We start from the raw sequence: 18,880 nt of genomic DNA, 5'->3' as shown, positions 1-18,880 counted from the left end.
CTTTTATGATGTCGGCATTGCGCCGTTATCGATCTTGTTTCTGTTTCCCTTCGTTTCCGTTGGGACTGCAAAGGTAGAAATCTTTTTGGTTTCTCCAAAATAAATGTGAAAATTTATTTTTTTTGTTTTCCTGATGTTTCTGCGTTTAATCTTCATTAAACCCTTCTTTTTTCAGTGCCTATCCTTTCGGATAAGCCGTTCCTCCCTTGCGGAGTGGTGCAAAGATAGCGACTTTTTATAATCACTTCCTAATCTTTTCCGGAAATAGTTTGCTGTGAACCGGTAAACGGCTTATAACCTGGCCGATAAATTTACCTATGATCTGTTCTCGGCGCTGAGAAACGGACAATCCTGGCTTTGAACTATAAAAAAGGGTATGCAGGGAGACTGTTCGTCCTCCGCCGTCTTTTATGGATGCAGTATGCTTTCAGGAAATGGCCAGGTGGAAATTATATCTTATCGGAGTATTGGTACAGCGGCATCATCGACACTATATATACTACATTACTATTACTATTACTATTACTATTACTATTACTATTACTATTACTATTACTATTACTATTACTGATAAGGTGATCCATGTCTCCTCATGCTTTCCGCAAGGCCGACATCTTTACTTTATACTATAAAGTATATACTACAAAAGGGATCCTGAGAAGTGCTGCTGTTTTGCAATAGCCAGCTATCCCCCGTACAGATACTCCAGAATAAGGCATATTATAACCTGATCAGGAACTGATAGGGGCCTGATTAATACTTAAACTGGGATTTACAGAGAGATTACTGGGATTTTATAAGGGGTTAATAGAGCTTTACCTCTACTAACCCCCTATAAACCCCCTCTTATCCCCCTATTATACCTCTATTATATTCGAACAAGATCCCTACTTGCTTATAACATGGTATCACCCTGCTAACAATAGTAGGTTTCTCCAAATTCAATTGGTTTAAAGAGGTGCTTTATGATCACTTTCGTAACAGTCAGTATCCTTATACTTCCTTCTTTTATAATATCGCTATCCCAATAGCCCAGTATACAAATTATTCATACAAATACACACCATAGAAGTTTATACAAATAACTTCTAGCAGGTGAAAAAGTAATAAGAGGATATTAGTTCACTTACAAATAGCATAACAGCAGTAATTAAATTCATTTAATGATCCAATTCCCCTTGATATAAAAAAGTTACTTTAAAACTAAAGTAAAAGCTAAACGTACAAAGTGAGATTGTATAAGATATTATTAATAGCTTCCTGTTACCATAATCACTGCAATGCCTTTAAATAGTGTAATTTTCAATAAATAATATTTTTTTTCTATAATTAAATTTTATAGATTTGCCTACTATTTAGATTTAGTATAAATAAATTCCAAACTCAAGATATTCCAATCATAATATGAAAAAGATTTTTCTAGCAGCTTTATTACTATCGGCTTTATACGGAAAAGCCCAAAATAACAACACCTTGATGAATGCTGATTTTTGGAAAGGTTCGCCAAATTTAGCTACTGTTAAAACTGAAATCGCAAAAGGAAATAGCCCTTCAAAACCAAATGCGGCTTCATTCGATCCTGTTACTACCGCTATTTTAAATAAAGCTCCTAATGATATTATCCAATATCTAATTGAACAAGAAGGAAATAGTGTTACTAAAAAAACACACCATAGCCGCAGTTATTTACATTGGGCTGCTTCTACAGGAAATCTTGAACTTGTCAAATATTTAATAGCTAAAGGTTCGGACGTCAATTATCAAGATAGTCATGGCTTTCCTATTGCAGCCTATGCGGCATCAACAGGAAACAAAAACACAACTGTTTACGATGCTTTATTCAAAGCAGGTGTAGATCCAAAGCAAAAATATGAAGATGGGGCGACCTTACTTTTATTGTCAGTCGCATCAGATAATGATTTAAGCATTACTGATTATTTTGTATCGAAAGGGTTATCGCTAACAGATAAGGATAACTTTGGACGTACTGCAGTCGACTATGCTGCTAAACTTGGTCATATTGAACTTATCGAAAAACTGATAAAAAGAGGCGTTAAACCAACAAATAATGCTCTTTTCTTCGCTACTCAAGGATCTAGACAGGTTACTAATGGTATTGAAACATATAAATACTTGGTAGAAACTCTAAAGTTAGATCCAAAAGCAACAAATAAAGATGGTGCTACAATTTTACATGCATTAGTACGTAGACCCAATATGGAAGTAATCAACTATTTCCTGGCAAAGGACGTTGCGATCAACAAAGCTGACAATGAAGGAAATACCGTACTTATGGTCGCAGCTGCCGGTAAAGATGCGAAGTTGGTCGAGCTTCTATTATCAAAAACAACAAATATTAACGCTGTAAATGATAAAGGAGAATCTGCATTGACAAAAGCAATTGCAAATGGCTCTTCAGAAGTAGCAGCTTTATTACTTAAAAATGGTGCTGACATCAAAGTGCTGAATAAAGACGGAAACAATCTTGCTTATTATTGGTTAAATTCATACACAGAACCCAATCCTCAAACACAAGGTGGCCAGCAACGCAATCCACAAGGAGATAGTTTTGAAGAAAAATTAACCTTATTAAAGAATAATGGCTTAACAGTCACTGATCTTCAAAAAAATAAAAGCTCTTTATTACACTTAGCTGTTGCAAAAGAGAACATAAACCTTATTAAAAGAGTCGCTGCCTTAGGAACTGATATTAATGCTCAGGACAATGATGGCATGAGCGCTTTACATAAAGCGGCTTTAATAGCAAAAGATGATACTATTCTTAAAGAATTGATTTCAATCGGTGCTAAAAAAGACCTGCTAACATCACTTGATGAAACTGCTTACGACATTGCAAAGGAAAATGACTTTTTAGCAAAAAATAATGTATCTATCGATTTCTTAAAATAACGGCATGAAAACCTCTTTAAAATTTACTGTACTTATATTTCTTATTACACTATTTAGCTCAAATTCATTTGCACAATCAAGTAAATTCAAGTGCATGATTCAAATGAATAGCTATGAGGGTGAGGGAGCATATATCATTATATCATTAATCAATCCAAAAGGCGCTTACGAAAAAACGCTTTCTGTATTAGGCCCGGATAAACAATGGTATAATACGCTTAAAGAATGGCATAAGTTTCAAACAAAATCCAACAACAAACTTAGTGCAATTACAGGCGCCTCTGTTGGTGGTGGTGACCGTGCAATGAGAACAATAGAAATTGACGATACAAAATTGAACAAAGGTTATAAATTACGTTTCGAATCGGCTGTTGAAGAACAAAAGTATCATGTCACTGACGTAGAAATTCCCTTGACAACAGAAGCATTAGCGGAGCGTGCTAGCGGCAAAGGATATATTAAATTTGTAAAATTAAGTAAAGTTCAATAATTAAAATGACCTTATCCATATGGAGGTATGCACATTTAGCTCTTGCGATAGTATCATCCCTATTTTTACTCATACTTTCCGTAACAGGAATTATATTGGCGATAGATGCAGTTAACGAAAAAACACAAGCATACCGAGTAGAAGATTCCAATACCATAACCCTTGCGCAATCCATAACGGCCTTGCGCAAGGTTTACCCTGAAATCATTGAAATAGCAGTCGATCACAATCAATTTGTCAGTATAGATGCTTTAGATGAAGAGGGTAATACCATTAAAGCTTATATCAATCCGACCACAGGGAAAGTATTAGGTGAAATCAAACCCAAAAGCCAGTTCATCCAGTGGACAACCGCCTTACACCGTTCCTTATTTCTACACGAAACAGGACGTATATTAGTCGGCCTGGTTTCCTTCATATTGCTATTGATTACCATTAGTGGACTCATCTTGATCCTTAAACGTCAGCAGGGTCTTCGCAATTTCTTTTCTAAAATAAACCGTGATTTTTTTGCTCAATATTTTCATGTTGTCAGTGGACGATTGTTCCTCATTCCTATTTTGATCATTGCTTTATCAGGCACATATTTATTTATGGCACGAATGGAACTGATCAAGAAATCGAACGAAGAGCTTGAACATCAGGATACGCAAACTGAGAATCAAAAGGATTTCAAGGAATTTGCGATTTTTCAACAGCACACTTTAGGTACAATTGAAAAGATTGAATTTCCTTTCATGGATGATGATCCTGAAGAATTTTACACGATCAAATTTAAGGATCGTGCTGTTACAGTTAATCAGTTTAATGGCGAAATCGTTAAAGAAACAAAATATCCTTATACTGCAGCACTAGAGAAATTAAGTCTCGATATCCATACAGGCCGAACAAATGTGATTTGGGCTATTATTCTAGGTCTTGCTTCTTTAAACATTGTATTCTTTATTTATACTGGCTTTGTCATCACATTCCGAAGAACAAAAACTAAGATTAAAAATAAATATAAAGCCAACGAAGCTGAATTTATTATTTTAGTTGGCTCAGAAAATGGCAGTACTTTATTTTTTGCAAATCAGATTCATAAGCAACTACTGGCAGATGGTAAATGTTCGTTTGTTACAGCGATGAACCAATACCAAAACTATCCAAATGCGACACATATTTTAATATTCACTTCGACATATGGGATCGGGACAGCACCGACTGGAGCATCAAATTTTGAAGAGCTACTTGAGAAATTTCCTCAAGAACAGACAGTCCAATACAGTGTAATTGGATTCGGATCGAAAGCTTACCCAGATTATTGTGCCTACGCAGAACATATAGATAAACTTCTTGCGACCAAAGAATGGGCTACCCGCTTCTTAGATCTTCATAAAATTAATGATCGATCTGCTCATGAATTTACAAATTGGGTACATCACTGGAGTGAAAAATCGTGCATTGCTCTAGCTACTGCTCCATCTTTATACCAGTCAAAAGTTGCCAATCTGCAGCAACTTCAGGTTGTTAAAAAAACAAGCCAAGATCACGCGACATTCACTGTTGTATTTAAACCTCTCAGAAAGTTAAAATTTCAATCGGGCGATCTTTTAGCAATATATCCTGCACATGATAATAGGGAACGCTTTTATTCCATTGGTGAAAATAATGGAACGATTCAACTGGAAGTTAAGCTGCATCCTAATGGATTGGGATCAAATTTTCTATATGAATTAAAGGAAAATGACCATATTGATGCCCGGGTGATGACGAATCCTGACTTCCACTTTCCTAAAGCTCCTGCTGTTATTATGATTGCAAACGGAACAGGAATTGCACCTTTTTTAGGTATGATTCAAAACAATGTAAAAACACCTCTTCGTTTATATGCTGGTTTTAGATACAACAATACACTCACACAGCGCTATCAACAATTTGCACAAGAGGAAATTATAAAAAAACATTTAACAGCCTATCAGTTTGCATATTCAAGAGAATCAACAGCACAATATGTGATGGATCTAATCAAACATGACGTACAACTATTTGTAGAACATTTAGAGAATGACGGTGTCATTATGATCTGTGGATCGCTTCAAATGCAACGTGACGTCGAAAAGGTCCTTGAAGAAATGACCCTATCGCAAAAAGGTAAAGCACTGCTTTATTATAAGGAGAAGAAACAGATTCTAACCGATTGTTATTAAAAGACAAATCAATACTACTGCTCATGAGACTTCTTTGTACGGTCACCTTCCTATTTATTATAACGCTTAGTCAGGCACAGGTATTACAAAAAAAGCAAGTGACTTTAATGGGCTCTGTCTTTGAAATCACTATTGTAGACCGGGATACCGCATCTGCCCGAAATCATATTGATCTTGTAATAGCAGAGGTTACACGTATTGAGAATCTGATTTCAGAATGGAGACCGGAAACCCAGATTTCGGAAGTAAACCGCAATGCAGGTATTAAACCTGTAAAAGTAGATCGTGAAGTTTTTGATCTGACCAAAAGAGCAATCGCGTATTCCCGCAATTCAAATGGAGCTTTTGATATCAGTATTGTTGCTTTAGACAAAATCTGGAAATTTGATGGCAGTATGACCGAATTACCTACGGAAGAAGCTATTCGTAAGTCAGTTGAAAAAGTGGGTTATCAGCATATTATCTTAGATAGTGTCAATTGCAGTATTTACTTAGCACTCCCGGGTATGAAAATAGGTTTTGGATCAATTGGAAAAGGTTATGCGGCAGATCGTGGAAGAGCTTTGATGCAAGAAAAATATGTTTTAGCTGGCATCGTTAATGCATCTGGAGATCTATCGACCTGGGGGCTTCAACCAAATAATAAGCCTTGGTTAATAGGCATAAAAAACCCTTTCAAAGCTTATAAAACGATTAAAATATTAAAAATGCAGGAAAATTCTGTTGCGACATCGGGCAATTATGAGAAGTATGCTGAAATTGACAACAGACGATATGCACATATCATCAACCCTAAAACTGGCTATCCTTCTACTGGACTGACCAGTGTTACGATCTACGGCCCTTCTGCTGAGTTTGCGAATGCTCTAAGCACCTCGATTATGGTTCTAGGTCAAGAAGAAGGTATTTTATTAGCAAAAAGATTTCCCCTCTATCATTATCTTCTGATAACTGACAACGGAACTGTTATAAAAAGCCAAAGATAAACCTAGCGCTTCTTCTTTTCTGGTTCCGGTTCAATTTCTTCCACATCATCATCAAACAGGATTCGAACAGAAGGCGTATAGGTATCATCATTTTGTCCCGTTTTATTAGCCCAAAAAAAAGCACCTAAAAACAATAACGCAACAAATACACTACAGCCAATCAACATAAAGATGATACTCATAACACTATTTTAATATAAAAATCTTCTATAATCCCCTTCTTTTTGCAAACCATCTTGTCAAAATACTGGTGAATGATATAATCGTTACCGTACTTATAGGCATCAGTATTGCTGCAAACAAGGGAGACATTTCTCCTTGAACAGCAAAACTCAGTCCAATCACATTATAAAAAATAGAGATACAGAAACTTAAGTGAATAACACGGACTGCATCTTTACTAAAAGCAAAAAACTTAGGTAATTTATCAAAAGATTCGCCATCCAAGATTGCATCACAACCTGGAGAAAAATTATTGATATCATCACTGACCGCGATCCCTAGATCGGCAGTCTTTAGGGCTCCAGCATCATTAAGCCCATCTCCTACCATACAGACACGATGTCCATTCTCTTTGAATAAATTGATAATATCCAATTTATTCTGTGGAGATTGATTAAACAGCAATCGTGTTGTTGAAGGAAAAATCTCCTTTAATAAATCTTTTTTTCGATCATTATCGCCCGATATCAAGTGAAGATCATAATGTTTTAAATCATGAATAATACCGGAAAGCCCGGCACGCCAGGACTGTTCCATTGCAAAACTACCCTTTACTTCACCATTAATAGAAACAAATACATAAGAAGCTTCTGCTGCTCTAGTAGGCACATCTACAAAACGGGCACTACCGATCTTGATTGTATATTGGCCAATATGAGTTACTGACCCTTCTCCAATTTTTTCTTCATACCGATTAACCGGTACAGCATCTACTCCTTCTAACCATTTTACAATCTCCCGGCTCAATGGATGACTTGAATTTCGACAAGAAGAATACACCAATATTTTTTCTTCTTCTGTTAAATATCCGTCAAAAACAATTCCATTAACAGTAGGTGACGAGATTGTCCCTGTTTTATCAAATATTATCGTGTCAATTGATGCCATCTGCTCAATGGCATCTGTGTTTTTAACGTAGAATTTGTTTCGGTCAAATACACTTAAAGCTGCAGACAATGTAAATGGAGAACTCAATGCTAAAGCACAAGGGCAGGCGATGATCAATACTGCTGTAAATGCACCCCAAGCTTTATCGGTATCCGCGTCCATCATCCAAAAAACTGTTGCAGATAGGGCAATAACCAATAAAGCAACCGTAAAATATTTACTGATATAACTTATAAATGTCTGAAACTGTTTATCATATTGTTTAAAATTTTCATTATTCCAAAGCTTGGTTAAATAAGACTGCGAAACCGATTTGACCACTTCAAGCTCAATCGCTTCAGCCATTTGACGTCCTCCAGCATAAATCACTTCGCCTAGTGTTTTAGTCACAGGTTTTGACTCTCCAGTCACAAAGCTAAAATCTATACAGGCATCCCCGCGGAGCAACACCGCATCTGCTGGTATGATTTCATTATTTCGGACTAAAATCCGATCCCCAACTTTTAAATCGGCCAGCTGAATCGGTTTTTCCTTTTCATCGTGTATCGTTGTTACAGCTACAGGAAAATAACTTCTATAATCACGTTCAAAAGAAATGTGATAATATGTTCTTTCCTGAACCCATTTCCCAATCAATATAAAAAAGACCAAACTACAAAGTGTATCCCCAAAGCCAGCCCCGGTCTGCGAGATCACTTCATATGCGGTACGTACAAATAAGATAAATATTCCCAATGCCAATGGTACATCTAAGTTCAGTCTTTTTTGACGGATACTTAAAAATGCCGATTTAAAATAATCTGAAGCACTATACAGTAAAACAGGCAGTGTAAATAAAAGATTTGCATACCCAAAAAACACCGAATAGTTTTTTTCAAAACCTGCCAGTCCAAAGTATTCAGGGAAGCTCAACATCATCGAATTTCCAAAACAAAAACCTGCTACCGCTATTTTTGCTATCAATGGATTAGCATTAATTTTTTTGCCCGCCTTAACCACATCCTGCAAGGTAATCTTTGGTTCATAACCGATACTTCGCAGTAACTGTACAAGATCACGGAGTGATAATTCCGTATGCTTAAATGTGATACTTGCTTGTCTTTTCATGAAATCAACTTTCGAGACAAGTACATTTGGGTTTAATCTATACAGGTTCTCTAATAACCAGATACAAGAGCTACAGTGAATTACAGGAATGTAAAATGTTATGATCGTGATCTGCTCATCTTTATAGTCAATCAGTTTATCGGTAATAATAGCTTCATCCAAATAAGACAAATCAGCAGTTTTATCAAGGTTTGATTTTCCTGGATGCTGGTTATAGCGATAATAACTTTGCATATTATTATCATGTAAAATCTGGTATACTGTTTGGCAGCCTAAACAGCAGAAATCATGGTTATCAAATTGATAGCCACTGGAGACAACTGCATCACCACAATGAAAACAATGCTGGTCTATTTGAGTTTGTTTGATATCCACCATTACAGATTATTTAAATAGCTTGACTAAATAATTCTTTTTCGTTTTTGGAGTTTTGTAATTTCAGATCAAAAGCCATACAGATATTGCGTAGAAAAGATCTTCCTAATTGGGTTATAAGAACACGATCCTCATGAATAAGAACCAAACCCTCTTCTACCATTTTTTCTAAACGCTTTATAATAGACTCATTTTCAAACAAACCAACCGCTAAGTTTGTTTCTCCTTTACACATCAGATCTAAAATGTTGCGTCTAATAATCAGATCTTCGTCATCAAGTAAATGCCCTTTCACAACCGGCAACCGATTGTTTTCAATCATCTTTTGATATTCCTCCACACTTTTAACATTTTGTGCAAAAGCATCCCACGAATCACTGATAGAAGATACTCCGAGACCAATCAATAAGGGACGATAACGATCTGCATATCCCATAAAATTGCGATGAAGCCTTTGCTGTTGAAATGCAATAAACAATTCATCGCCAGGTTTAGCAAAGTGATCCATTCCAACATCTCTATATCCGGCATCTTGAATAAATTGCTTTCCCAAGGTATAAAGCGCAAGCTTTTCTTCTCCTTGAGGTAGGTCTAATTCAGTGTAATGACGCTGTCCAGGCTTTAACCATGGCACGTGCGCATAGCTATAGAAAGAAATTCGATCCGGATCAAGCAACAGCGATTCTTTGATCGTTTCTGTTATTGTTTTCAAACTTTGTTTGGGCAGTCCGTAAATTAGATCAAAATTAATAGAAGTATAACCGATAGTACGTGCCTCTTGCATAACGCGGCGTACATCTTCCACATCCTGCTTTCTATTAATGGTAAACTGCACAAGCGGATCGAAATCCTGAATTCCCAAGCTTAATCTTCGAAATCCCAACTGATATAAATCGGCTAAGTGTTCATAAGTCGTATTGCCAGGATGTGCTTCGAAAGAAAATGATGCATCGTCTGCGACCTGAGCTTTCGATAAAATACCCGCCAGTAATTTTGCTAAATTCTCTGGAGCAAAAAAGGTAGGGGTTCCACCACCAAGGTGAATTTCAGAAATCAAAGGCGCACCTTCCTTTAATATTGCTGTGTACATCCCCCACTCTTTTAGCAAACTGTCGATATAAGGTATTTCAACTTTATGATTTTTCGTAATTCGGGTATTGCAACCACAATATGTGCACAGACTTTCACAGAATGGCAAATGAATATAGAGGCTTATCCCTGCTTTTTTTGATTTTTGATAGGTATGATATACGCGACTAGACCATTCCTTCTCAGAGAATTGGTCGCTATTCCAAAATGGAACAGTTGGGTAACTCGTATATCTAGGGGCTGCAACATTGTACTTCCGTACTAAAGACTGCAAATCTATTCCATTGTTCGAATTCATGAGATTATAATTTTACAGGACATACTTTTAAACAACAACAAGCAGTGCCCACACATTTGCCAGCACCCCACAAATTCAAATTGCGAATTGTCTGTTCGGCAATACCTTTTGGACTTTGGTCCTCATAAGGTGTATTAGCAACTTGTATATCCAACTTTCCGGCTTCAACTAAGTCGATGTGTTCTGTCCCTAAAGTACGTGTCAGAATACGGCCTACACCCATATCTTTTAACACCCGGAGCATGGAAGCTTCTAGAATATCCTGTGCCGAAATGACAACAACATCTTTCCCTGTAGCATAAACTTTTGTTTCTTCATTTAGCCCATTAGAAATTAATGTCAAATCATGCATTTTACCATTAGCTAATGCTAATAACTCCTTTTCATAGGTCTGAATACTGTAAACAACTACTTTCATGCTATCTTTTTTGATATTCTAAATCCGAACTAGAACAAAAGTAAATAGTCTTCAAATACTTACACATGAAGTTCATCAGCTTAAAAAGTGATCTACGTCACATTTTTAAGCTTAAAAATGCTCTGAAAACGAAAAAGGGTCGCATCCTTACTGGATGCGACCCTTCTGATCAAAATATCTTGGTAATAAAAGACCTTACTGCTTTACCTTACGAAGTTTTTTAACTGAGAAAATACGAATGGCACTTTTCTCTTTTGCAATTAAATTTTCCTCTCTAAAATCGGCTAAAACACGCGAGATCGTTTCATTTGCAGTACCTGCAATTGTTGCGATTCCCTCTCTTGATATTTGAATAACACATTCATCTTCAATTGCTGTATTCACCGTTTTCTCAGCAACACTAATTAATGCATTGGCAATACGTTTACGTACCGTGTCATAAGCAAATCCCAACAATTGCTCTTCTTTCTCTCTAATATTTCCCGATAGCAACTGGATAAATTTACCTGCAATCAAAGGTTTGCGATAAATTAATTCAAAAAAGTCTTCTTTACTGATCAGTGCTATTTCGGATTTTTCAATAGCTTCAACATTATCAGAATAATTTTCATTCAACAGCATCGCTTCATAGCCTATATATGTACCTGCAATCTGAATATCTGTCGAAAGCTCCCGTCCATCATTATAACATAGAAAACTGCGGACCTGTCCACTCAACACAAAATAGACGAATACGGGTACATCACCCTCTTCGTAAATACTTTGTTTCTTTTTGAATACTTTAACACGAGATTTTTCAATGAGTTCTTTCAACAAAAAATCTTGTTCTTCAGGACTTAAATACAAGGAGTTTTTAACTGTTATGGCCTCGCCTATCTGTCCCCGCTTTTTAAAGCGCACATCAATGGCATTTAACAACTCAACATCATCAAAAGGTTTTGTTAAATAATCATCTGCTCCTAGCTCCATTGCTTTTCGCATATCAGACCGTTCAACTTTAGCCGTAAGGAAAATAAAAGGTATGTGTGCCGTTTCTTCGTTCTTACTTAGAATATATAAAACGCCATAGCCATCTAACTCAGGCATCATAATATCACAGAGAATCAAATCGGGCAAATGAGTTGTTGCTAAATCAACACCATCACGGCCATTTTCCGCTGCAAGTACATGATAACGTCCTGTTAACTCCAAAATCTCTGTCGTTCCTTCCCGTATATCTGTATTATCCTCTATAATTAATATTGTCTTCTTTTCCACCTCAATTATTTATTTTGGGTAAATATCATCTTAAAAAAAGCTCCTTCGTTGATGGCAGATTTGTATTCCAATAATCCTTCCATAAGATGAACATAACGTCTTACAATGTTCAATCCTAATCCTGTACCTGGTATATTGCCTGTATTATGAGCTCTAAAAAACGGTTCAAATAAATTGATCTGATCTTCCTGCGGAATTCCTATTCCATTATCACGGACTGTGATGATGCAAATATTATCCTCGATTATAGTATTAAACTCAATGAAGGTATCTTCACCAGAATATTTTATCGCGTTTGAAATCAAATTAACAACCGTATTTTTAAGTAAATTAGAATCCATCATAAACAGTCCAACCTCACCTGTGTGCTGATAAACAATATGTTGATTCTTTTTACAGATCAATTGCATCTCTTCGGTAATTTCTTCTGCTAATCCAACCACATTGATCATTTGCTTATTGACCGTAACAACACCTGCTTCCAACTTTTCCAGTGATAGAAAATCATTTAAGATGCTTGTTAGCAATTGAACAGAGCTCTTAATTTTACCGGTGTGTTTCAATACACTTGCAAAATCTGGTTTTTCAATATACTTATCGATCAATGAAGCTGATAACTGTACAGAGCTCAAGGGAGTTCTAAATTCATGCGAAGCCATGGAAACAAATCGCGATTTTAGCTGACCAAGTTCTTTCTCCTTCTCAAGCGATTTCGAAACTTCAGCCTTTGTTTTCTCCAGTTCCGAAACAAGCATAATCAAATCTTTCGTTCTTTCGCTCACTTTCTGTTCAAGCTCGACAGCATGTTTTTTCAATCGGTTTTCCGCGGCTTTTTCTCTTGTAAGATCATGAATAAAGCCTGTAAAAATATTTCTATTTTTATACCACACCTCACTCACTGCCAAACGAAAAGGAAAGGTGGTTCCATCTTTCTTTCTTCCAAGAACCTCCCTTCCTATTCCAATTATCTTTTTGTGCCCTGTTCTTTTATAATTATCGATATAGCTATCATGGCGACTATGATCCGGTTCGGGCATTAACATCGAAACATTATTACCGATAACTTCATGATCTGAATAACCAAATAAACTTGACGCTGCCGGATTAATAGATTCGATCAATCCCCGATTGTCGATCGTAATAATTCCATCAATAGCATGATCAACAATTGCTTCTAAAAGCTTCGCACTATCCATTTACTATTTCACTAGTTTTTTATACTTAAGACGGTGTGGAGTGACATCGCCAATTCTTTTCTTTCTATTTTCTTCATATTCTGAATAGTTCCCTTCGAAGAAATATACCTGAGAATCACCTTCAAATGCTAAAATATGCGTACAGATACGATCTAAGAACCATCTATCGTGGGAAATAACAACTGCACAACCACCGAAATTCTCCAAACCTTCTTCCAAAGCACGTAAAGTATTCACGTCAATATCATTGGTAGGCTCATCCAGAAGAAGTACGTTCGAACTTTTCTTCAATGTAATGGCCAAGTGTACACGGTTACGCTCACCACCAGATAACACACCAACTTTTTTCTGTTGATCTGCTCCATTAAAGTTAAATTTTGAAACATACGCTCTCGAGTTTGATGAGCGGTTGCCCAACATAATATTCTCGTTTCCATCGGTAATATTTTCCCATACTGATTTCTCCGGATCCAAGTCATCATGGTTTTGATCCACATAACCAAGAGCTACCGTTTCGCCGACTTTAAATGTACCCGTATCAGGCTGTTCCTGTCCTGTAATCAAGCGGAACAAAGTTGTCTTACCGGCACCATTGGGACCAATAATACCCACAATACCGGCAGGAGGAAGTGAGAAACTTAAGTTTTCAAATAAGATACGGTCACCGTAAGATTTTGAAATATTATCTGCTTCAATCACGACATTACCTAAACGTGGTCCCGGTGGAATGAATAATTCTAATTTCTCTTCACGGTCTTTCGTTTCCTCTGAAGCTAATTTCTCATAATTATGAAGACGTGCTTTAGATTTGGCATGTCTAGCTTTAGGAGCCATACGCACCCATTCCAATTCACGTTCTAATGTTTTTTGACGTTTTGACTCTGTTTTTTCCTCTTGCGCTAAGCGTTTAGATTTTTGATCTAACCAAGAAGAATAGTTTCCTTTCCAAGGAAGACCTTCACCGCGATCCAATTCCAGAATCCATCCAGCGACATTATCCAAGAAGTAACGATCGTGGGTTACAGCGATAACTGTACCTTTATATTGTTTTAAATGTTGTTCTAACCAATCGATAGACTCAGCATCCAAGTGGTTGGTTGGCTCATCTAATAATAAAACATCCGGTTCTTGTAGCAAAAGACGACACATTGCCACGCGACGGCGCTCCCCTCCTGACAAATTGGCAATCTTAGCATCAGGCTCTGGACAACGTAAAGCATCCATGGCACGTTCTAATTTTGAGTCAATTTCCCAAGCATTGGTTGCATCAATAATATCCTGAAGTTCACCTTGTCTAGCCAAAAGCTTATCCATTTCATCTGCATTTTCATACACTTCAGGTAAGCCAAATTTTTCATTAATTTCTTCGTACTCTTTCAGAATACCCGTGATCTCGGCAACACCTTCTTGAACAATTTCAAGTACTGTTTTTTCCGGATCTAAAATAGGTTCCTGCGCTAAATAACCCACAGAATAACCTGGTGAGAAAACAACTTCACCTTGAAAAGATTTATCTAAACCAGCAATTATCTTTAACAGTGAAGATTTTCCGGAACCGTTAAGACCGATTACACCAATCTTTGCACCGTAGAAAAAAGAAAGGTAAATATTTTTTAAAACTTGTTTTTGAGGAGGGTAGATTTTGTTGACACCCGCCATTGAAAAGATTATTTTTTCGTCTGACATACTAATCAATTATTCTTTGTTTGGACAATAAATACACACAAATGTAAACTTTTATACTGACATTTTGATCGATTTAATAGCATGGCTTAATTGTTGATAAATATTACTAAAATATTAAGGATTGATAAAGTAAATTTATTACATTTATATCATTCTTGGTCATTAAAAGAAAGGTAAATTACATGGAAGCAAAATTTTCACCGCGCGTAAAAGATGTCATATCGTACAGTAGAGAAGAGGCTTTGAGGTTGCGTCACGATTATATTGGCACAGAACACTTGTTGTTAGGTTTGATTCGTGAAGGTGATGGCATGGCAATTAAGATTTTGAAAAATATCGGAATTGACACTGCGGCTTTACGTCAGTCTGTAGAGGAGGCCGTGAAAAGCTCAGCTGTATCTCGCGCTCCAATTGGCAATATGCCGCTTACTAAACAAGCAGAAAAAGTACTTAAAATCACATATTTAGAAGCTAAAATTTTTAAAAGTGAAATCATAGGAACAGAGCATTTGCTATTGGCAATTTTGAGAGATGAAGATAATATCGCTTCTCAAATATTGCAACAATATCAGGTGAGTTATGATATCTTCAAAGCGGAAGTAGAACAAAATAAAACAACTATCCGAGATGAAGCTCCAGGCTCGTCCACTGGTGATGACGATTATCCTGAAGAAGAGCAATTCATCCAACCGAAGAAGGTTTCTGACATTAAATCTAAAACTCCGGTTTTGGATAACTTCGGCCGCGATTTAACAAAAGCTGCTGAGGAAGGTCGTCTTGATCCTATTGTAGGTCGTGAAAAAGAAATCGAACGTGTTTCTCAGATTTTATCACGTCGTAAGAAAAACAACCCGTTGTTAATCGGAGAACCGGGTGTTGGTAAATCTGCCATTGCAGAAGGACTTGCACTACGTATTGTACAACGTAAAGTATCACGTGTACTGTTTAACAAACGTGTCGTTACGCTTGATCTCGCATCTTTAGTGGCTGGTACAAAATACCGTGGCCAATTTGAAGAGCGTATGAAAGCTGTGATGAATGAATTGGAGAAATCTCCAGATGTGATTTTATTCATTGATGAGATTCATACCATTGTAGGTGCCGGTGGAGCTTCGGGTTCATTAGATGCATCCAACATGTTCAAACCTGCTTTGGCAAGAGGTGAGATTCAATGTATCGGTGCAACTACATTAGATGAGTACCGTCAGTACATCGAGAAAGATGGGGCTTTGGATCGTCGTTTTCAACGCGTAACCATTGAACCTGCAACTCGTGATGAGACTATTGAGATTTTAAATCGTATTAAAGATAAATACGAAGAACACCATAATGTCAACTACACTTCTGAAGCTATTGAAGCTTGTGTAAGTTTAACGACTCGTTACATTACAGATCGTTTCTTACCGGATAAAGCTATCGATGCGCTGGATGAAGCTGGTTCACGTGTGCATTTAACAAACATACATGTTCCACAATCTATTATTGATATCGAAGAGAAAATCGAAGAGATCAAATTAGAGAAAAATCGTGTTGTTCGCAGTCAAAAATATGAAGAAGCTGCAAAACTACGTGATACGGAGAAAAAACTGTTAGAGGAACTTGACCGTGAAAAATTAGCGTGGGAAGAGGAAACGAAAGCAAAACGTTATGTCGTAACTGAAGATAATGTTGCAGAAGTTGTTTCGATGATGACAGGAATTCCTGTACAACGCGTTAACCAGACAGACAGTCAAAAACTGTTGAACATGGGTGACCTAATGAAAAACAGAATCATCGGACAAGATGATGCTGTTCAAAAATTAGTGAAAGCTATCCAACGGACACGTGCTGGTCTTAAAGATCCGAAAAAACCAATTGGTTCTTTTATATTCTTAGGTCCTACTGGTGTTGGTAAAACTGAGTTGGCAAAAGAGTTAGCACGCTTTATGTTTGATTCTGAAGATGCATTGATTCAGATAGACATGAGTGAGTACATGGAGAAATTTGCGATATCACGTTTAGTGGGAGCGCCTCCGGGATATGTTGGTTATGAAGAAGGTGGACAGTTAACAGAGAAAGTTCGTCGTAAACCATATGCTGTAGTCTTATTGGATGAGATTGAAAAAGCACATCCAGATGTTTTCAACTTATTATTACAAGTTTTAGACGAAGGACAATTGACAGATAGTTTAGGTCGTAAAGTTGATTTTAGAAATACCATCATCATCATGACTTCTAATATCGGAGCACGTCAATTGAAAGAGTTCGGTCAAGGTGTTGGTTTTACCACTGCGGCAAAAACAACGCAAGCAGATTCACATTCAAGAACTGTTATCGAAACAGCGTTGAAACGTGCTTTTGCTCCTGAATTCTTAAACCGTATCGACGATGTGATTGTTTTCAATTCGTTATCGAAAGAGAATATCTTCAAAATCATTGATATTGAGTTGAAATCTCTATTCGGTAGAATCACAGATTTAGGTTACACAATAGATTTGACTGAAACTGCAAAAGAGTTTATCGCAGAAAAAGGATATGACACTAATTTCGGAGCCCGTCCATTAAAACGAGCAATTCAGAAATATTTAGAAGATCCAATCGCTGAAGAAATCTTAAAAGGTGATATCAAATCTGGCGATCGTTTAAAAGTTGATTTAAACGCTGAAACGAAAGAAATAGAAGTCACTGCTGATCGTTCTGAAAGACCGATTGAGCCGGCAGATAAAAAAGAAGATTAATAGAATTTGATTTATTTAAGAAAATGCACCATTCGTGGTGCATTTTTTGTTAGAAAGTGTTAATAGAATGTTAAACTATTTTAGATACGAACAGTCTTACAAATTAAGGAACAAAAAAACTACAGATATGAAAAGAATTTTATTAGCCTTATTAATAGGTGGTGCAACCTTAACTTCACTTAGTTCTTGCACGAAAGAGTATATAACTCAAGAAGTTAATGTATTAGATGGAGTTAGTTATGTTTACCCCGTTAACTCCAATCAATGGACAAAAAATGGAAATATTTATAGTATTGAGATTCCTGTGAAGGACTTAGATGCACAATATTACGAAGATGGGCATGTAAGTGTAGCTGTAAACTTTGTAGATTCTAAAACATACCAACTAATTCCTGCTATAATATTTGGTCATGACTACTCTTCTAACTATTCAATTGGTAAAGTACGTATTTTAGCAAGGGATGTAAGTGGTTTAACTCCAAAAGCTCCTAACGATATGGACATCAAAATTGTTTTAACAGATGCTACTGCTGGTAATTAATTTTTCTTAAAAAACGAGTAAATTTAAATGATTAAATCTACTTGTTTTTTTATTAAGGTTTTACTTAAATAAGTCGTCCTACAAGGCATAGCCTTAACATGAACCCAATGTTGCTTAGGTAGTTATTTTATACCGTTCAACATCTGAGCAATTTCTTTGAATTGTTTTCTTGATTCAAAAGAACAATATTAGACTTCGTCTTATCTCCCTCATCATTTTTGCATACTTTAAAATGACATCTACTTTTTGATGCGATCTGAGGTGAATGAGAAATCGAAATAACTTGCATGCTATTCGCTAATCATGCTCCCAGACCTAATACTTTCTGATTATATCCAGTTACCAAACACAAGCTTATTCCGAATGAGACCTAGAAATAAAGAAGAAAGTATAAGAAAGAATATTAAAAAAAAATAAAAATATTTTATTGACTTCTTTCTTAATGTTACATTATCCTTATATTTTTCATAAATATTCATGTATCGTTTATTCCAGAAAAAAATAAAATAAG

At 36.4% G+C, this 18,880-nt stretch carries 13 protein-coding genes; 6 read left to right on the top strand and 7 right to left on the bottom strand.

The genetic code is table 11. The annotated features are described in order from the left end of the window. Positions 1 to 1,404 precede the first annotated feature (1,404 nt). The 4 genes from JAZ75_RS14915 (at position 1,405) to JAZ75_RS14900 (ending at position 6,575) form a co-directional block, all read left to right on the top strand. Complete coding sequence (locus JAZ75_RS14915; protein ID WP_208696362.1) at positions 1,405 to 2,910, top strand: ankyrin repeat domain-containing protein; 1,506 nt, start codon at positions 1,405 to 1,407, stop codon at positions 2,908 to 2,910. A 94-nt stretch (positions 2,911 to 3,004) separates the two neighbouring features. Then, entirely contained in the window at positions 3,005 to 3,400 is a 396-nt protein-coding gene (locus tag JAZ75_RS14910; protein ID WP_021190236.1) for a DUF2271 domain-containing protein, read from the top strand. Between the two features lie 5 nt (positions 3,401 to 3,405). Then, positions 3,406 to 5,589: a PepSY domain-containing protein gene (locus JAZ75_RS14905; RefSeq protein WP_208696360.1), complete on the top strand. Its 2,184-nt coding sequence runs from the start codon at positions 3,406 to 3,408 to the stop codon at positions 5,587 to 5,589. A gap of 23 nt (positions 5,590 to 5,612) precedes the next feature. After that, the gene (locus tag JAZ75_RS14900; protein ID WP_046792063.1) at positions 5,613 to 6,575 is read left to right on the top strand and encodes an FAD:protein FMN transferase; all 963 of its coding nucleotides are present in this window, start codon (positions 5,613 to 5,615) and stop codon (positions 6,573 to 6,575) included. A 2-nt stretch (positions 6,576 to 6,577) separates the two neighbouring features. Here JAZ75_RS14900 and ccoS read toward each other — a convergent pair whose 3' ends face one another. From ccoS to ettA, 7 genes are all read right to left on the bottom strand, one after another. Continuing rightward, positions 6,578 to 6,757: a cbb3-type cytochrome oxidase assembly protein CcoS gene (ccoS, locus tag JAZ75_RS14895; RefSeq protein WP_031288414.1), complete on the bottom strand. Its 180-nt coding sequence runs from the start codon at positions 6,755 to 6,757 to the stop codon at positions 6,578 to 6,580. A gap of 25 nt (positions 6,758 to 6,782) precedes the next feature. After that, positions 6,783 to 9,170 carry a heavy metal translocating P-type ATPase gene (locus JAZ75_RS14890; protein WP_168128451.1) on the bottom strand — a complete coding sequence of 796 codons (2,388 nt, stop codon included), beginning with the start codon at positions 9,168 to 9,170 and terminating at the stop codon, positions 6,783 to 6,785. A 10-nt stretch (positions 9,171 to 9,180) separates the two neighbouring features. Beyond that, positions 9,181 to 10,554 carry an oxygen-independent coproporphyrinogen III oxidase gene (hemN, locus tag JAZ75_RS14885; RefSeq protein ID WP_208696358.1) on the bottom strand — a complete coding sequence of 458 codons (1,374 nt, stop codon included), beginning with the start codon at positions 10,552 to 10,554 and terminating at the stop codon, positions 9,181 to 9,183. Between the two features lie 4 nt (positions 10,555 to 10,558). Further along, positions 10,559 to 10,972 carry a hypothetical protein gene (locus JAZ75_RS14880; protein WP_021190230.1) on the bottom strand — a complete coding sequence of 138 codons (414 nt, stop codon included), beginning with the start codon at positions 10,970 to 10,972 and terminating at the stop codon, positions 10,559 to 10,561. Between the two features lie 195 nt (positions 10,973 to 11,167). Beyond that, positions 11,168 to 12,229, bottom strand: coding sequence for a response regulator (locus JAZ75_RS14875; RefSeq protein WP_132772302.1), 1,062 nt, complete (start codon positions 12,227 to 12,229; stop codon positions 11,168 to 11,170). Between the two features lie 5 nt (positions 12,230 to 12,234). Further along, positions 12,235 to 13,425 (bottom strand): PAS domain-containing sensor histidine kinase, encoded by a 1,191-nt coding sequence (locus JAZ75_RS14870; RefSeq protein WP_208696356.1) that lies wholly within the window; start codon positions 13,423 to 13,425, stop codon positions 12,235 to 12,237. 3 nt (positions 13,426 to 13,428) lie between these two features. Continuing rightward, the gene (ettA, locus tag JAZ75_RS14865; protein ID WP_132772298.1) at positions 13,429 to 15,111 is read right to left on the bottom strand and encodes an energy-dependent translational throttle protein EttA; all 1,683 of its coding nucleotides are present in this window, start codon (positions 15,109 to 15,111) and stop codon (positions 13,429 to 13,431) included. A 182-nt stretch (positions 15,112 to 15,293) separates the two neighbouring features. On the opposite strand from ettA, the gene JAZ75_RS14860 reads away from it, so the two are divergent. Beyond that, complete coding sequence (locus tag JAZ75_RS14860) at positions 15,294 to 17,828, top strand: ATP-dependent Clp protease ATP-binding subunit (protein WP_208696354.1); 2,535 nt, start codon at positions 15,294 to 15,296, stop codon at positions 17,826 to 17,828. A 127-nt stretch (positions 17,829 to 17,955) separates the two neighbouring features. Continuing rightward, entirely contained in the window at positions 17,956 to 18,369 is a 414-nt protein-coding gene (locus JAZ75_RS14855) for a hypothetical protein (RefSeq protein WP_208696352.1), read from the top strand. Positions 18,370 to 18,880 lie beyond the last annotated feature (511 nt).

Source organism: Sphingobacterium sp. UDSM-2020, from assembly GCF_016132525.1.
Lineage (GTDB): Bacteria > Bacteroidota > Bacteroidia > Sphingobacteriales > Sphingobacteriaceae > Sphingobacterium > Sphingobacterium anhuiense.
This window is presented reverse-complemented; position numbering and strand designations above follow the sequence as displayed.